Raw genomic sequence first — 16,226 nt, forward strand, 5'->3', positions numbered from 1 at the left:
GACCGCGCAGCGCCGGCGCCAGGTGGCTGTCGATGTTCTGCTTGATGCTCTCCGGGCTCTCGTTGCCGTAGGCCAGGCCACCGATGGTGGTGCCCTCGCCCACGCCGACTGTGCCGTCGGAGCAGTACAGGCGCACCAGCATCAGGGTCTGCCCGTTCATCGTCGCCATCGACAATTGATGGGGACGGATGGTCGGCAGATCGACCAGGAAGGTCTCGACCCGGTCGATCAGGGCCGGGGCCGCAGCGTGAAGGTGTTGTGGGGTATCCATGGACTGCATTGAACACCCGGAAGCCCTGCCATTGCCAACACCAAATTCGTCTAGTTTCATACCTTTTTTATATAGTTTATAAAGGCTCCTATAAAAATCAAAGGATTAGACATCATTAGTTTCTGTGAGATATGATTTTCGGCCATGGACATCAGACAACTGAAATACTTCGTGGCTGTGGCCAATACGCGCAACTTCACGCGCGCCTCGGAACAGCTGCACATTGCGCAGCCGCCGCTGTCGCGCCAGATCCAGCTGCTGGAAGAAGAACTGGGCGTGCAGCTGATCCTGCGCAACAGCCGCCCGCTGCGCCTGACCGAAGCCGGCCGGGTGTTCTACGAGCAGGCGCTGCAGATCCTCAACCGGCTGGAGCAGTTGAAGAACGCCACCCAGCAGATCGGCCTGAACCAGCGCCAGACGCTGTCCATCGGCTTCGTCGCCTCCACGCTCTATGGCGGCCTGCCGGTGCTGGTGCGCAAGCTGCGCCAGCATTATCCGGAGGTGGACATCCAGTTGCTGGAGCTGACCTCGATGCAGCAGTTTGCCGCACTCAAGTCGGGGCGCATCGATGTCGGTTTCGGGCGTATCCGCAGCAATGATGCGACGGTGGCGCGCATCGTCCTGCGCGAAGAAAAACTGGTGCTGGCGATCCCGCCCTCTTTCCCGCTGGCCGCCAGCCATCAGCGCGTGAGCCTGAAGGAAGTGCATGGACAGAAGCTGATCGTCTATCCCAAGGAGCCGCGCCCCAGTTTCGCCGACCACATCCTGAGCCTGCTCAATGACCAGGACATCCACCCGGCTGAAGTGCACGAGGTGCGCGAGATCCAGACCGCGCTGGGCCTGGTGGCGGCCGAATCCGGACTGTGCCTGATCCCGGCCTCGGCGCGGCTGCGCAATGACCTGCATTACCGGCTCATCGACGATCCGCGCGCGACCTCCCCCATCATCCTCACGCATCGCATCAACGACAATGCCTGGTACATCGAGGCCATCAAGCAACTGGTGGCCGACATGTATGCCGAGCGCCCGGCCTGGCTGGATATCGAGACCAGTTCCTTCCCGGCGACCGGTTTTCCGAATCCCGAACGGCGCGATTGAGGGGCCATCACAATGCGCCCTCAGCGTTAATCCTGCGCACAGTTGACGTGCAGCAAACCGTCTGCCCAAGTTGACAGTTGCCCGCACGGACGCCTACACTCGTTTGTGCGAATAAAGGATTTATGTTCGTTTATCGAACATCACGATTTCCCGCCCCGCGTTCATCATCGCGGCCAGGGCGCGCGCTGCACGACATTCCACCCATAACGACAACGGAGCACACATCATGCTGTTCATGGTTCAAATGCAGGTCAACATTCCCGCCACGCTCGACAAGGCCGTGGCCGATCAGCTGAAGAAGGACGAGAAGGAGATGTCGCAGAAGCTGCAGCGCGAAGGCAAGTGGCGCGACCTGTGGCGCGTGGTCGGGCAGTATGCCAACGTGAGCATCTTCAACGTTTCCGGCAATGATGAGCTGCACAACATCCTGTCGGCCCTGCCGCTCTATCCCTTCATGACCATTTCGGTCACTCCGCTGACCCAGCATCCTTCGGCCATCGCGCAGATTGGCTGATTCCCGGCGTATCTGACGCTTTTTGATTCACACACGCCCGTCACCACCGTCCGGTGGCGCGGGCCAAGGATTTACTCATGCCCTTTGCAACCCTGAACGGAATCAAACTGCATTACCAGCTCGACGGCGACGCGGCCCTGCCGGTGCTGGTGCTGTCCAACTCGCTGGGGACGTCGCTGGCGATGTGGGATCCGCAGATTCCCGAACTGAGCAAGCACTTCCGCGTACTGCGTTATGACACGCGCGGCCACGGCCAGTCCGAGGTCACGCCCGGTCCTTACACGATTGCCCAGCTCGGCAGCGACGTCATCGCCCTGCTCGACCAGCTCGACATCAGGCAAGCGCATTTCTGCGGCCTCTCCATGGGCGGCAGCACCTTCATGTGGCTGGCGGTGCATCATCCGGACCGCGTGGCCAAGCTCATCCTCTGCAATACCGGTGCCAAGATCGGCACGCCCGAGGCCTGGAACAGCCGCATCGAGACCGTGCAGCGTGATGGCCTGTCGGCCATTGCCGCTGCGGTCGTTTCACGCTGGCTCACGCCCGAGTATGCCGAACAGCATCCGGAGCAAGTGCAGGCACTGACGGCCATGCTGCTGGCCACGCCGGCGGAGGGCTATGCAGGCGCTTGCGCAGCGGTGCGCGACAATGATCTGCGGGAAGCGATTGCGGGCATCCGCGCGCCCACGCTGGTGATTGCGGGCAGCGGCGACGTGCCGACGCCACCGGCCGATGCGCAGTTCATGCGTGCCACCATTCCGGGTGCGCTGTATGTGGAATTTGATGCGGCCCACATCTCCAACCAGCAACAGCCACGCGCCTTCACGCAGGCGGTGGTGCAGTTCCTGACCGAAGCGGCCTGAAACTGGCGGGTCAGAGGCCCGCGACGCTGGCCGAGTCCGCCGGCGGTGTGGCGCGGCGCAGTTCGAGCCGCGCCAAGGTATCGATGTCGACCGGCTTGACCAGGTAGTCATCGACCCCCGCATCAAAGGCGGTGCGCTTGTCGTCTTCGCCGCTGAAACCGGAGCAGGCCAGCAGGTAGATGTCGTGTGTGACCGGTTCCGCGCGCAGAGCACGGATCAGGTCATGCCCGGTCATGTCCTTCAAACCGATGTCCAGCAGGACGGCATCGGGAATCCATTCAAGTGCGCGCGCGATGGCGCGCGTGCCGCTGTAGGCCACCTCCACTTCGTGCCCCAGCAATTCCATGAGCTCCTTCATGGTATCGGCGATGTCCATGTTGTCATCCACCACCAGCACCCGCTTGCCGGTCTGCGGGATGCCGGCCGCCAGTTCGGCCAGGGTCGGCGCTGCCTTCTCCGGGGCCTCCGGCTGGCCCGGTGCCAGCTGCGGCAAGGCCACCGTGAAGAGGCTGCCGTGACCGATGCCGGCGCTGTACGCGGTCAAGGTGCCGCCATGCAATTCCACCAGGCTGCGCGCCAGCGACAAGCCGATGCCGAGGCCATCCTGGCGATCATGGCCAAGTGCATTGGCCTGGGCAAACATGCCGAAGATGTCGCCAAGGCGTTCGGCGGCAATGCCAATGCCTTCATCGCGTACCGTCAGCACCACCTGACCGGCCTCGCTGCGCGCCCCAAGGAAGATTCCGGCACCGTCCGGACTGAACTTGGCGGCATTGTGCAAGAGATTGATGAGTACCTGGGCCAGCCGCACTTCATCGCCCTGCACCGCCAGCAACGGATCGGCGATGTCCAGCAGCAATGACTGGTGCTTGCGCTCCATCATCTGCTGGGTCGATTCGACGGCATGCTGGATCACTTCCGCCATCAGAATCGGGTGCAACTGCAGCGCCAGCTTGTTGTGCGACAGGCGCGACACGTCCAGCAGATCGTCGACCAGCCGCACCATGTGGTCCAGGTGATGGGAAATGGTATTGCGTGCGCGCAATTCCCACTCAGGGGCCTGCGGTGCGCGCGTGTTGAGGATGCCCACGGCATTGCGCATCGGCACCAGCGGGTTGCGCAATTCATGCGCCAGAATCGCCAGGAATTCGTCCTTGCGGCGGTCGATCTCGCGCAATTCATGTTCCACCTTGGCCAGGCGCAACAGTGCCTGCACATTGGCCACCAGCTCGGCCGGCTCTATCGGTTCAAACAGATAATTGTCGGCCCCGCCTTCCAGGGCGCGGATCTTGTCGGCCACACCAATGTACGAGGCCGAAGTCTGCAGCACCAGGATGAACGAAGTCGCGGGATCGGCTTTGAGCCGTGCACAGACTTCCATGCCGTGGATGTCAGGCAGTTTCACGTCCAGCAGGATCAGGGCCGGCTTGAGTTCGCGCGCCATTGCCAGCGCCTCGCCGCCGCTGGCCGCCTCGACCACGCGCAACCCGGCCTTGGTCAGGATGCGGGTGCGCGCATAGCGGGCGGCATCGGTATCGTCGACGTTGAGGATCAGTTGTTCTGAATGGCTCATGGCATGCATGGGTAACGTGGATAACAGGGCCTGCGCGGTCGCAGGCCCCTTCAGTCGTGGACCGCAGCGGCGACGGTTTCGTTTCGCGCCGGCGGCGAATTGACCAGAGACCGCAGTGCTGCCAGCAATTCATCGCGCCCCATGGGCTTCTTGAAATACGCGTCGGCACCCAATCCCATGGCCTTGCCCTTGTCATCGACATCGGAGGCGATGATGACGGGTATGTCGCAGCGTACCGGATCGTTTTTGATCTGCACCAGCCAGTGCCAGGTATCCTTGCCATCGAGAAGGATGTCGAGCACCACGGCGCAAGGCTCGCCTTGCCGCCACAAGGCCTCGGCTTCGACCACCGAGGCCGCCGCGATCATGCGGAATTCGGACTGCATCAGGTAACGCTGATACAGCAAGCGCAGTTCGGGCCGGTCTTCCACGATGAGTACCGGGAGAGTGGCCGGCCCCGGTTCAGTGTGCGGGAGTTGCCCATAGGTGCTCGACGAGTGGGAAGTCGCGTCATGCTCCCGCACGTGTACAACGGGAATCACCGCCGTGAAGGTGGCCCCCTCCCCCTGCTTGCTGCTGACCGCTACCGTCCCACCCAGCAGCGTGGCCAGTTGGCGGCACAGCGGCAGCCCCAGGCCAGTGCCTTTGACGTGGCGCTGCAGATGATTTTCCACCTGCGTGAATTCTTCGAAGATGATGCCGATGTGCTCCGGCGCAATGCCGATCCCGGTGTCGCTCACCGAGAAGCGCACCGCGAGGTTTTGCGGCAACAGCTCGGCAGTCACCGTGATGCTCCCCTGCTCGGTGAATTTGATGGCGTTGGAAATGAAGTTGCGCAGGATCTGCGAAAGCTTGCCTTCATCGGTCACCATCTCGCAGTTTTCCGGAGCCACGAAACTCAGGCGCAGCTTGTCGGAGACCAGCAGCGGGCGCAGCATGCCGCGCAATGCACTGAACAGATCGGCCACCTGGAAGCGGCTGGGTTGAATCTCGACCTTGCCTGCCTCGATCTTGGCCAGATCCAGCAGATCATTGACCAGTTCCGAGAGAGATTCCGCACCGTCGAGGATGTAGCGAACCTGACGCTCCTGCTCGGTACCCAGTTCACCATCAACCCGATCCAGCAAGAGCTTGGCCAGCGCCCGAATGGACGACAGGGGTGTGCGGAACTCGTGACTCATGTTGGACAGAAAGCGCGACTTGGCCTCGTCGGCACGCCGCAGGTGGTCGGCCTTTTCATCCAGTTCCGCATAGAGGGCCACGACACCGCGGTTGGTATCTTCGAGTTCACGCGTCAGCTGCAGCAATTCTTCCTGGCGGCCTTTCAACTCGGCCAGGGTGGCCAGCAATTCCTGATTCTGTTGCTGCGTCTCGAACAGCGCCAGTCCGGCCGGTGCAGCCGCCAATGCCGAGCCGACCTCGCCGGCCACGCGGGGCGTGATCAGGCGTGCCGCCGGTGGCAGCAGCTTGCGCAGTGTCACGGTCGTACCCTGTCCTGGCGCAGTCTGTATGTCGAACGCATCCATGAGCTTGCGTGCACCCAGCAAACCCAAGCCCATGCCCGTCTTGGAGCGATATTGGCCGGACAGCACCAGGCTCAGGTCCTCGATCCCCGGCCCCTGGTCACGCACTGTCATGAGCAAGGTCTGCGGTGCCGTGCTGCCTTCGATGGCGAAGTCTACCTGGCCACGTCCGGCATAGCGAAAGGCGTTGCGCGCCAGTTCAGAGATGCTGGTGGCGATACGAACCTGATCCTGCTGGGTGAAACCGCACAGGTCGGCGATCTGGCGAGCGCGCTGGCGTGCGCCAACCACATCGATCTCGCTGCCAATGGAAACGGTCAGCAGACGCTGCGTCATGGAATCTCTCCCCGGCGAAGGACCATGACGCTGACATCATCACGGCCACGATAACAGTCTCGATAGAGAACGGCGGCAATCAGGGCCGGATGGGCCTGCTCCAGGCCCGGGTAGGGATCCAGCGACCAGCGGCTGGTCAGCCCGTCGGAATGCAGAATGAGCAGCATCTCGTCCTGCCAGGCGGTATCGAAGACCTGCACCTTGCGCAGGTTGTGGCCGACGATTCCATTGACGGACACCAGATGGCGACGCTGTCCCGCCAGGCTGGTGCAACATGCAATATTGCCGACGCCGACGAACTGCACCTGGCCGGCATGCGCATCGATGCGCGCAATCGCCAAGGCCGCACCGCGCGTCTTCTGCAAGGCCGCATGCAGGTGCATGGCCAATCCGGGCAGAGGCAGGCCAGGGCTGCTGACCGCCAGCGCCGCCAGCGTATCGACCGCAGCCGCAGCCGCATCGGCTGCGGCCTCGCCATGCCCCAGTCCGTCTACCAGCGTGAGCAGCACGCCATCATCGATGGTGGCTGCCCACCCGGCATCGCCACACTGCAGCTCACCGGCCAGCGGCAGGCAGACCAGACCGCATTGCCATGGCTCAAGCGCGCCGGGCGTTTCCCACACCACGGACCGCAGCACAGTGCCGCGCTCGGGCCAGGTGTAAAGCGCGAACAGGTCGGACTGGCGACGGATGGCCCCTAGCCCTACGCCATAGGTCCCGGCAGTGGAGGTGCCGTCGGCCATCGCCGCGTCGGCATCGTGCATGCCAGCGCCGCTGTCGATGGCCAGCATCTCGATGCCGCGTACGGCGGCACCGGCCGCGTGACGTCCGTGAATTGTGCGCAGCAGGATCTCGCCCTGGCCGGCGTGTTTGAGAATGTTGGTGGCAGCCTCGGTGACGACCAAAGCCAGCCGGGCCGCCGGCTCCTGTGCGAAGCTCAGCTGCCGTGCCAGGTCGGCCGCTGCCCGGCGCGAGGCGGCGACATCCACGGTTTCACTGACGGCCACGCATTGCTCGGTCCGCGAGGCGGTCAGAACGGTTTCCATTTGATGATGCTGACTTTGGTTCCCGCGCCCGGCGCGGTATCGATATCGAATTCGTCGGCCAGCCGCTTGGCACCTGACAGGCCCAGCCCCAAGCCGCCCCCGGTGGTGTAGCCATCGGTGAGGGCCAGCGTCAGGTCGGCGATGCCCGGCCCCTGGTCGGCAAAGACCAGCCGCAAGCCGCGCTTGCTGCCATTGTTCAGTTCCTCGATCAGCGCTTCGCCGCCCCCGCCGTAGCGCAGGGTGTTGCGTGCCAGTTCACTGGCGGCCGTGACCATCTTGGTCTGCTCCACCAGCGAGAACCCCAGCCGCACGAGATGGTCGCGCACCGCCTTGCGCAGGCGGACCACGTCTTCGTCGGTCTGGAGGGACTGGCTCAGTAATTGTTGTTCATCCACCGATTGCCTCGCACCGCAAGGAGAGCGAAGTCATCCTTCGATCTCCGACTCAAGCAGCTTGACGCCACGCTCCACGTTGAGCGCGGTCCGCACGCCGTCCAGGGTCAGACCGAGCTCCACCAGGGTAATGGCCACGGCGGGCTGCATACCGACCACCACCGTGCGCGCATCCAGCACGCGCGCCATGGAGGCGGTGTTGCTGATCATGCGGCCGATGAAGGAATCCACCATGTCCAGCGCAGAGATGTCGATGAGCACCCCGCGCGCGCGATCACGCACGATGCGTTCGGTGAGGTCGTCCTGCAGGGTCATGGCCAAGCGATCGTGCATGTCGACCTGGATGGTCACCAGCAGCAGCCGGCCCATGCGCAGGATAGGGATGCGTTCCATGCTTACTCCGCGTGCTGGACGGTGATGCGCGAACCGGTCTTCTTGAGTGCCACCATGAAGGCGTCAGCCAGCGTGGCTTTGGTGGTCACGTCTTCCAGGTTCACGCCCAGGTGCACGATGGTCTGGGCAATCTGCGGACGAATGCCGCTGATGATGCAATCCGCACCCATGAGGCGCGCGGCTGCAATGGTCTTGAGCAGATGCTGGGCTACCAGCGTATCCACGGTGGGAACGCCCGTGATATCGATGATGGCGATCATGGCACCGGTCTCCACGATCTTCTGCAGCAAGCTCTCCATCACCACCTGGGTGCGGGCGCTGTCTAGCGTGCCGATCAAGGGAAGCGCCAGGACGTTCTGCCACAGCTGCACCACCGGCGTGGAGAGTTCCAGCAGTTCCTGCTGCTGGCGCAGAATGACCTGCTCGCGCGCCTTCTGATGAACCTCGATGGTGTAGAGCCCCAGGCGGTCGAACAGCGAACTGGTCGCGGCGATCTCCTGAGCCAGCACCAGAGGCTGCTCACTCAAGGCGGTACGCAGATGTTCGAAAAGCGGTTCCTTCAGGGCAAACACGAAACTGGCCGTATCCAGCGAGGAAAAACCCTGCAACGCACGGGTCCGCGAGACTTCGCCCAACAGATGACGGACGTCGCCCCAGTCGCTGCCATCCGTATCGTCGCTGGCACCGCTGTCTACGGTTCGTGCAAGCAAGGTCAGGAGTTGCTCGGCCTGGCGACGGATCTCGAATTCACCGCTTTTTTCCTTGCGGCCGAGCTTCGCGGTCAAGGTGCGGATCCAGTCCTCGAGCAGGGTCTGGTGATGTTGGTTGAGAATGAGACCGAGAGTGGCGGTACGCGCAGAAGTCATATTTTTTTTCTGTCCTTGAAAAGCCTCGCATGACCAAGCCTCCTGACCCGAAAGGATGGAGCGGCATGGAGGCGGAATGGCGGTAGAGGAATCTACCCGACGTCACGAGTCCCCTGAGGCGCGCGGGCAGAGTCATTCTAGGTGACGAGGCTTTGAAGCCGTGCAGGACAACGACTACAAGCCGCGTAGGAATCCATTACCTCGATGACGCGCGGCGGCCATTTTTCTTGCCATTTGATAAACCCGGCAATTTCATCTCTACGGCAGACTTTGGCAAGCTGACGCGACGCTGTTTATAATGCGGCCGACATGAAAGGAGGGAAGCTTTGGGTCAGCGTGCAAACATGATGACTTGTTACGAAATTACAGGACATTCTTCACCGTTCCAGTTTCGGGTATGGTGCGCCAACCGCGCCGACACCTGGTACGTCAGTGGCGTAGAGATACGCCATCCATCCATCGGGCAACTGTTTCCGAAACGATCGCTGCCGGGCCTTTACGACTCCAAGCCGCTGGCGCTCGCGCGCGGCATCCACTGGTGCGAATGCGTGGCATATCAATTACTGGAAGCAGAGGTGCCGGAAGTTCCCTCCGAAATGCTGCCACCGGCACCGCGCATCGTGCGCGAATTGCGCTGAAGCATTGCCAGCGCATGCGGTAAAAACAGGGCCTAGAGCCAGGCTTCCTGTTCGGCCTTGCGTCCCTCCGCCTGCATCGCCACACACAAGGACCGCAAGGATTCCGGTAACTCCTTCCTTGCCAACAGGGTCGTCAGCAAACGATGGTCATGTACGTTCAACGGCCAGCGCTGCGTGGTGTTTTCCCACTGCGCCAAACCCATTTGATACGGTTCCCACGCCAGTCCGGCACGAGTCCAGCGCGCCCCTGCCGTGCAGGCGATATCCACCCCTGCCGGATCGGCATCGGCACTGATCCAGGCTGGTGCCGGTGCCAACAGCAGGAGATGCGACACCGTATCCAGCCAGGCCGCCGAGGGCCGCCCCGGCATCCACAGCAGCGCCACCCCGGCAGGAAGCTGGCGCGCCTGGTGTTCAAAACTGGCGCGGTTTTCGATCAGCCACCAGCGTTGCGGCGGCGTGATGCGGTCACACCGCTGCAGGTCTTCGAGCGGCAACCCGAGGCAATGCAGGGGGGCCAGTTCCACCCTGCGCGCTTGCCATGACAGCACCAGATCACCGACCAGCCATCCCACTTGCGCGAAGTTGGCGATGCCGAGTCGTTCAAGATCAAACATCGAATCCAGCCAGCGCCATTCGCTATTGCTCAGGGCCTTGGTGAGGTCGCGTGCATGCAAGGCGAAGTTGCGGCGCAATCCCTGCTGGCCGCTGTCGTGCCACGAGGCGATCGCTTCCAGCAAACCCAGGCGGTCGGCCAGCAGCTCCCGGCGCAAGCTCTTGTCGGCCTCGAGCGCATCGAGTGCCCCCGTCAATTCATCCAGCAGATCGGGATCGAGCGCCACCGATGCGCTGGCTTGCGCGCGCAGTTCCAGCCAGTGCCGCGATTGCGCCAGCAGCGCCTCGCGTTCTTGCTGGCGTTGACCGGCATGCGCAATGCCCAGCAAGGATTGCAGCTGGCGCAGATCGCGCCAGCTCAGCGATTTCCACAACCAGTTGCCCCCTGTCAGTTCCTCGCGCAGGCTCACCCAACCGTCCTGCAGCAGGCGTTGGCACAGGCGCTCGGCTTTTTCGATGGAGACACCCGCGCTGTCGGCCTCCTTGAGCAAGACCTCGCGGCTGCGTGTGACGGCCTCGCCGCGTGCCCAACGCAACAGGGCCGCACGTTCTTCGGCATCCAGCAAAGGCAACACCGATGGCAACTCGCCCGACGACTGCAACTCACGGCCCTTGCGGCCGCGTGGCGTCTCGATCAGGCTGCGCATCGGTGAGCCCCTCAGGCATCCAGCCGCAAGCGCCGCTGCAGCACGCCGATGGGCGGCGCCCAGCGGGCCTCGCGCGGTTTCTTCGAGGTGACCAGCGTAATGTCGGCCGGCTCGAAGACTTCGACGTTGTGCGTGATCGGCGTGGTCAGCACGTATTGCGCGCGGGTCGATTTCAGGAAGTTGCCGACCAGCTGGATGTTGCGCACATCAAGGTGGGCAAAGGGTTCGTCGATGAAGACGAAACCGCCCGGCATGTCGTCATCCTTCAACAGCCCCACCAGCAGGATCAGCGACTTGATGACCTGCTGGCCGCCCGAGGCTTCACCGTCGTTCAGGCCGATCTCGCCCTTGCCGTCGAAGTTGAAGCTGACCTTCAGTTCGGCCTGGCGCAGGATGGTGTCGTCATTGTCCAGATGCGGCAGATCGGCGCTGACCACCACACCGGCCAAGGCACCGAGGTCGACGATGTTCTTGCGATAGCGGCGTACCGTCGCGCGCAACACGTCGATGTAGCGTTCACGCGCATTGCCGACGGCTTCCTCGGCCTGGTGATTGCTGATCTTGCGCGAATCCAGTTCGTTGCGCTGGTTGCCGACCGTGCCCTGCATGATGAGGTGCTTGTCTTCGACCGTGCCATCCTTTTCCCAGTGGCCGGTTTCCAGTTCGTTTTCGACGGAGGCCATGCGCAGCTCGGCCTGCTTGGCGTTGCTGTATTTCTCGTAGAGCGCCTGCACCGTCGCAGTCGCAATCCAGTGCGCAGGGAAGCGGCCCTTCTGCGCACGCGAGGCCAGCGCACGGGCGCGCTGCTCATCGTGACGCACGCGCCAGTCACGCTCCTGCCCCGCAAGATCGCCTTCGCTGTCGCGCAGGCGGCGCTGCAAGGCATCGAGCTTGCCATCGAGGATGGTGCGCTGTTCGATGGCGTCCGCGTGCTGGGCATCAAACTGGCTCCAACGTTCACTCGCCGCCACGCGCGCGGCCTTCAATGCGGGCAACTGACGGCGCGCCTGTTCGAACTCTTCACTTCGCTTCGCCAGCGCCTCTGCTGCGAGGTGGCCCTCGGTGGCTTTCTTGGCGGCGTCGAGCTGGCGCTTGACTTCGCTCTGCTTCAGGACGATGTCGGTCAACTGTTCGTCCAGCGTGGCCAGGCGCTTCTGGATCGAGGCCTGGCGCGCGGCCATGGCGGCCGCACCGAACTGGTAATCGCCCGGATCGCGCCACACGCTGCGCCCGCCCCGGCCATCGCGCCAGTAGGCTTGCGGCGTGATCCATTCGCCACCACTGCTTGCGCCTTCGACCGTATCGGCCACGCGGCGGATCTGCGCCAGTTGGCGCAGCAGCCAGGACGGGGCCTTGGCCGAGAAGCGCAACACCGCCAACAGGCTCTCTGCGGGCGGCTGGGACGTCGCCGTGGCCGCATCGGAGACCACGTAATGGCGATAACGCTCACGCTCGGCCAGCGCCATGGCGGCGGCTTCATCCTTGGGATCATCCAGCACCACCACCCAGCACGAAGCACGCAAGACGCCTTCGGCGGCGGCACGCCACTGGTCGTCCGCAATCTCGATCACATCGGCCAGCAGGTGATGGGCGATGCCGGCCTGGCGCAAGGCCCGCGTGAATTGCTGCACGTCATTCGGGCGCGGGGCCTGGCGTTGTCCGGTCAGGCGGTCCAGCGCGCCGCTGGCATCCTTGCGTTGCTGCTCCAGATCACGCCAGCGATCGTGCAGCGTGCTCTTCTGCTGTTCCAGTTCTTCCACGCGGGCCAGCAATTGCGTGGCATCGCCTTCCACCGCGGACAGGGCCAGCAGTTCATCGGCCTGCTTGACCAGTTCTTCCACCGGCTTTTCGGCATCGCGCGCCTTTTGCTGGGCTTGCTGGGCTTCCGCCTTGTCGCGTTCCAGCGCAGTCACCTTCTCGCGTGCAGCCTGTTGCTGCGTCAGCAGGGACGACAGCAGCAAGGTATCGCTGCTGCGCTGGCGGCGCAAGTGATTGTGATGCAGGCGCTGGCGATGCAGTTCGCGCAGACGCGTGGCCGTGCCTTGGCGCTCTTCGTGCCAGCGCAAGACCGGAATGACTTCGGTGGCCAGCGTCTCGCGCTCGCGCAGCTTGCCCTGATAGGTGCGATACAGCGTGACGCGGCTGTCCAGCTGCGCCAGTTGCGCTTCGCTGTAGGCCAGTTCCTGTTCGGCCAGGGTCACCTCGGCGGCCAGGTCACGTTGATGGCGTCGGGCTTCTTCGTAACGGTCCAGCACTTCCTGGTCGCCGAACACTTCGAACACCAGGCGCAGCAATTCCTTGGGCGAGAATTCGCACAGGCGGTCGGTCTGGCCCTGCTCCAGTGCCAGCACGCGCGCAATCGCGCGCGACAGGCCGGCCCCCTCCAGGCGCTTGCGCCAGTGGTCCAGGCCCAGCCAATCCTTCTCGGGCAATTGCGCCAGGGTTTCGATGGCGACATCGCCATCGCTCATGCAATAGCGGCGCTGCCAGTCGCCGCCGTTGCGCTCGATGCGGCAGGCCAGCGTGACCTGGTCTGCATAGAGCAGGTTGCGCGCGAACGGACGGGTCGAGGTCTGGCGGCCATGCGGACGGTTGTCCACCGTGGCACGCAGCCAGGTGGTGTCGGCGTTGGCGTGGCGGGCGTAGGTCTTGTAGCTGCGCCCGCCCGAGCAATCCAGGCCCAGCAGGGTACGCATGGCATCGAGCAGCGTGGTCTTGCCGGAGCCGTTGGGGCCGGCGATGGTGATGATGGAACCGTCCAGGGGCAGCGTCAGGCGCTGGCAATAATCCCACTGCAGCAGTTCCAGCGATTGCAGGTGGAACATCAGGCGTCTCCCTCTTCGGATGGTTCGTCGGCAGCAACGTCGGCATCAGCCTGCGCCTCTGGCACAGTACCCGCCTCGTCGCGTGCAGTGGCGCGTGCCAGCACGTCGCCCAAGGCGCCATCGAGGATGCGCGGCGCCAGGGCATCGTAGTCCAGCAGCAGGTCCAGCAAGGGGCCTTCGGCGATGTCCACGCCCCGGCGCACGATGAAGCCGTGGGCTTCGAGGCGGCGCAGGTTGGTGTCCATGCGCGTCTTCTTGCCGAGCTGGTTGCCGAAGTCGGCCAGCAGCGCCGTGTAGGAAATCACCGGGCTGACCTCGGCTGCGGTCGGCATGGGCTTGTCGGTGTGGAACATCTCGTCCTGCTGCTGGGCATCGTCACCGGCGGCGCGCGCGGACTGGCGCTCGCGCTTGGGCAGCACGATCAGCGCCCACAGCACCACCAGCAGCGAGATGGCATCGCGCGGCAGGTCGAGGTTGTTGTTGGCGTTCATGCCGGCCTCGCCGAAGACGGCGGATTCGGCCGGGCGCACCAGGGCCACGCTGATGTGATCGGCGTGGATGTTGTCCACCAGGCGCAGGCCAACCTGGGCCAGGCGGTCCTGCAGGGCTTGCCACAGGTCGGCATCGACCAGAGCGCGGCGCACGCGCGGGTGCTTGCGGGGCAGCCAGCGGCGCGCCAGCAGTTCGGCGACCAACAGGCCGGCCTCGTCTAGGGTCTCACTCATTCGGTCTTTCCCGGGATGGATCTGGATGGACGGCCCCGGCGCTCATGGCGGCGACATCGGGGTCATCGACTTTGTCGACACGCGGCAGGAAGCCGGCTTGCCACGGCAGGCGTGCCAGGTCGCCGGTCTGCCCTTGCAGGGTGCGCGCCTGGGCGTCCCCCAGCAGCGGCAGCAATTGCAGGCGATACGCGGCCTTGCCGAAGCTGCCGCCCAGCACCACCGAGCTCAGTGGCTGCGGTTGCAATTCGGTGGCGTCCTCGCCTTCCGGCAGGGCCCCCAGGCGTGTCAGTTGTTCAATCAGTTCGCCCAGCTCGACCGGCATGCGCAGCGCTTCGATCTTGCCTTCCACGGCCTGGGCCGGAGGCGGCAGGCCTTGCGTGCGCTGGGCCTCGGGACGGTCGCGCTCGAATTCGCCTTCGGCCACATCCAGCAATTCGTGGCCGCTGACGAAGACCGGCTTCACACCGATGGACAGCGCCTCCCCCATCAGGGAAGACAAGTCCGGATGCGATTGCAGCCAGCGCCGCACGTCCGAGCTGGTCACGCCGGTGCTGCCAAGGGTGACGCGCTGGCGGTCGGCCTGCTGCAGGGCGCGGGTGAACTGGCTGGCCATGGTCAGCAGGCGCGCCTGGCCGTTGCCGAGCGCACGCGCTTCGCGTTCCAGGCGGGCGTCGGCGTGTTCGCTGCGGATCAGGGCGGTCAGCGCTTCACCGGCGCGATTGACCAGCTTCAGGGCCCTTTCGAAACGCGGCTGGGCCTGGCGCAGCAGGGCTTCCGAACCGCTGGCGATGGCATCGGCGAACTGATCGTGCAGACGCGCCAATTGCGCATGCAGGTGGCGGATCTGGCTGGCATCGGACAGGCCCAGTGCCTGGGCACCGGCCACTTGCGCCAGCAGCGCGGCCATCTCGTCATCCTCGCCGACGGCGCGCGTGAGCGGGGCCAGCAGGGCTTGCACCTGCTGGGCGATGGGCGAGAGCTGGTAATCCTGGCCGGTGGCGTCCCAGACCAGCAGACCCAGGTCGCGCAGGCGCTTCAGGGCGGCCTCCATGGCCTCGGGCTTCAAGGCATAGAACAGCTGGTTCAGGTCCTCGCGCTGCAGGCGGCCCTGCGGCTGCGCCGCCAGTTCGAGGAACATCCAGATGCGCAGGCGCGCAGCGGCCTGGCCACCGGAGACCAGGCCGCGCAGCGCGTCCAGCACGTCCAGCCGCTGGCCCAGGCCCCAGGCCAGGGGCGCTTCGGCGGCTTGCGAAGGATCGCGGAAGTAGCTCTCGAAGGAGCCGGAGTCATGCTCGTCCGCAAGGGGAGCGGGGTCGAATTCTTCTGTCAATTTGTCGTGGAGGTTGACCAGGCAGTGCCTGGATCCTGCCCGGTCGGTGGGCGGACCGGCAAGTTTAGCAGGCCCGGGGACCTGCCTCCAGCAAAGCGGACGGCGGCACACATGAAAAAGCGCCGGAAAGGAAATGATTTATTGCATTAATGCAACGTTAATGCCCGTTGAGACAGCATTAACGCCAGCTTAATGATGGATCAGCGGGCCAGTGAAATCGCTTCGTAGGGCGTCTGCAGGTCGCGCTCGGGGATTTCCCAGACCACCAGCTTGGGCGGTGTCTGGGTGAAGGCGGGATTGGCGAAGTAATCGCGGGCGCTGCCGGAGAACTTGCCGCCATCCTTGGCGAAGCTGCCGATCTTCGCGCCCAGCGCCATCTGCAGGAAGCCGACGAAGTTGGAATTGCGCGAGAACGAGGTTCCGATCAGGGCCACGTTGGGCAACTGGCTGTCGCCCAGCAGATCGTCGAGATCATCGCCGCCCTTGGCGGCGGCGCCCTGCCCTGTGGCGGCCGCTTCGGTGAAGACGGTGGCGGCCACGCTTTCCGGCGTGGGTTGCCAGCGCAGTGGCA

15 protein-coding genes and 1 pseudogene are annotated in these 16,226 nt (G+C 64.2%); 4 read left to right on the forward strand and 12 right to left on the reverse strand.

The genetic code is table 11. The annotated features are described in order from the left end of the window. Window positions 1-271: pseudogene (locus B3873_RS05450) on the reverse strand (muconate cycloisomerase); the annotation flags it as partial. A 144-nt stretch (window positions 272-415) separates the two neighbouring features. Here B3873_RS05450 and B3873_RS05455 point away from each other — a divergent pair. From B3873_RS05455 to pcaD, 3 genes are all read left to right on the forward strand, one after another. Continuing rightward, window positions 416-1,369, forward strand: coding sequence for a LysR family transcriptional regulator (locus tag B3873_RS05455; RefSeq protein WP_034339111.1), 954 nt, complete (start codon window positions 416-418; stop codon window positions 1,367-1,369). A gap of 226 nt (window positions 1,370-1,595) precedes the next feature. Further along, window positions 1,596-1,883 carry a muconolactone Delta-isomerase gene (catC, locus tag B3873_RS05460; RefSeq protein WP_013233325.1) on the forward strand — a complete coding sequence of 96 codons (288 nt, stop codon included), beginning with the start codon at window positions 1,596-1,598 and terminating at the stop codon, window positions 1,881-1,883. A 77-nt stretch (window positions 1,884-1,960) separates the two neighbouring features. Continuing rightward, window positions 1,961-2,746: a 3-oxoadipate enol-lactonase gene (gene pcaD, locus B3873_RS05465; RefSeq protein WP_209531801.1), complete on the forward strand. Its 786-nt coding sequence runs from the start codon at window positions 1,961-1,963 to the stop codon at window positions 2,744-2,746. A 10-nt stretch (window positions 2,747-2,756) separates the two neighbouring features. On the opposite strand, the gene B3873_RS05470 is transcribed toward pcaD, so the two are convergent. The 6 genes from B3873_RS05470 to B3873_RS05495 are packed head-to-tail and all read right to left on the reverse strand — an operon-like array spanning window position 2,757 to window position 8,875. Continuing rightward, on the reverse strand, window positions 2,757-4,319 hold the full coding sequence (locus B3873_RS05470) for a hybrid sensor histidine kinase/response regulator (protein WP_286864499.1): 1,563 nt from the start codon (window positions 4,317-4,319) through the stop codon (window positions 2,757-2,759). A 50-nt stretch (window positions 4,320-4,369) separates the two neighbouring features. Beyond that, on the reverse strand, window positions 4,370-6,178 hold the full coding sequence (locus B3873_RS05475; RefSeq protein ID WP_286864501.1) for an ATP-binding protein: 1,809 nt from the start codon (window positions 6,176-6,178) through the stop codon (window positions 4,370-4,372). Continuing rightward, window positions 6,175-7,224: an anti-sigma regulatory factor gene (locus B3873_RS05480; protein WP_286864503.1), complete on the reverse strand. Its 1,050-nt coding sequence runs from the start codon at window positions 7,222-7,224 to the stop codon at window positions 6,175-6,177. Before B3873_RS05480 ends, B3873_RS05475 begins: the two co-directional genes overlap by 4 nt. Continuing rightward, window positions 7,209-7,619 (reverse strand): ATP-binding protein, encoded by a 411-nt coding sequence (locus B3873_RS05485; protein WP_134221699.1) that lies wholly within the window; start codon window positions 7,617-7,619, stop codon window positions 7,209-7,211. The genes B3873_RS05480 and B3873_RS05485 overlap by 16 nt, the downstream gene beginning before the upstream one ends. A gap of 30 nt (window positions 7,620-7,649) precedes the next feature. Beyond that, window positions 7,650-8,009, reverse strand: coding sequence for an STAS domain-containing protein (locus tag B3873_RS05490; RefSeq protein ID WP_134221698.1), 360 nt, complete (start codon window positions 8,007-8,009; stop codon window positions 7,650-7,652). Between the two features lie 2 nt (window positions 8,010-8,011). Then, a complete protein-coding gene (locus tag B3873_RS05495; protein WP_286864509.1) occupies window positions 8,012-8,875 on the reverse strand; it encodes an STAS domain-containing protein in 864 nt (287 codons plus the stop codon). A 347-nt stretch (window positions 8,876-9,222) separates the two neighbouring features. On the opposite strand from B3873_RS05495, the gene B3873_RS05500 reads away from it, so the two are divergent. After that, window positions 9,223-9,513, forward strand: coding sequence for a hypothetical protein (locus B3873_RS05500; RefSeq protein WP_286864511.1), 291 nt, complete (start codon window positions 9,223-9,225; stop codon window positions 9,511-9,513). 32 nt (window positions 9,514-9,545) lie between these two features. On the opposite strand, the gene B3873_RS05505 is transcribed toward B3873_RS05500, so the two are convergent. The 5 genes from B3873_RS05505 to B3873_RS05525 form a co-directional block, all read right to left on the reverse strand. Next, the gene (locus tag B3873_RS05505; protein ID WP_286864512.1) at window positions 9,546-10,775 is read right to left on the reverse strand and encodes a hypothetical protein; all 1,230 of its coding nucleotides are present in this window, start codon (window positions 10,773-10,775) and stop codon (window positions 9,546-9,548) included. 11 nt (window positions 10,776-10,786) lie between these two features. Further along, window positions 10,787-13,600: an ATP-binding protein gene (locus B3873_RS05510; RefSeq protein WP_286864513.1), complete on the reverse strand. Its 2,814-nt coding sequence runs from the start codon at window positions 13,598-13,600 to the stop codon at window positions 10,787-10,789. Continuing rightward, entirely contained in the window at window positions 13,600-14,325 is a 726-nt protein-coding gene (locus B3873_RS05515) for a hypothetical protein (RefSeq protein ID WP_286864514.1), read from the reverse strand. Before B3873_RS05515 ends, B3873_RS05510 begins: the two co-directional genes overlap by 1 nt. Further along, a complete protein-coding gene (locus B3873_RS05520) occupies window positions 14,318-15,655 on the reverse strand; it encodes a hypothetical protein (protein ID WP_286864515.1) in 1,338 nt (445 codons plus the stop codon). Before B3873_RS05520 ends, B3873_RS05515 begins: the two co-directional genes overlap by 8 nt. A 200-nt stretch (window positions 15,656-15,855) precedes the next feature. Further along, a partial coding sequence (locus B3873_RS05525) for an alginate O-acetyltransferase AlgX-related protein (RefSeq protein WP_414651523.1) occupies window positions 15,856-16,226 on the reverse strand: 371 nt, incomplete at its 5' end.

The organism is Herbaspirillum sp. UBA812, assembly GCF_002296545.1.
Lineage (GTDB): Bacteria > Pseudomonadota > Gammaproteobacteria > Burkholderiales > Burkholderiaceae_D > Herbaspirillum > Herbaspirillum huttiense.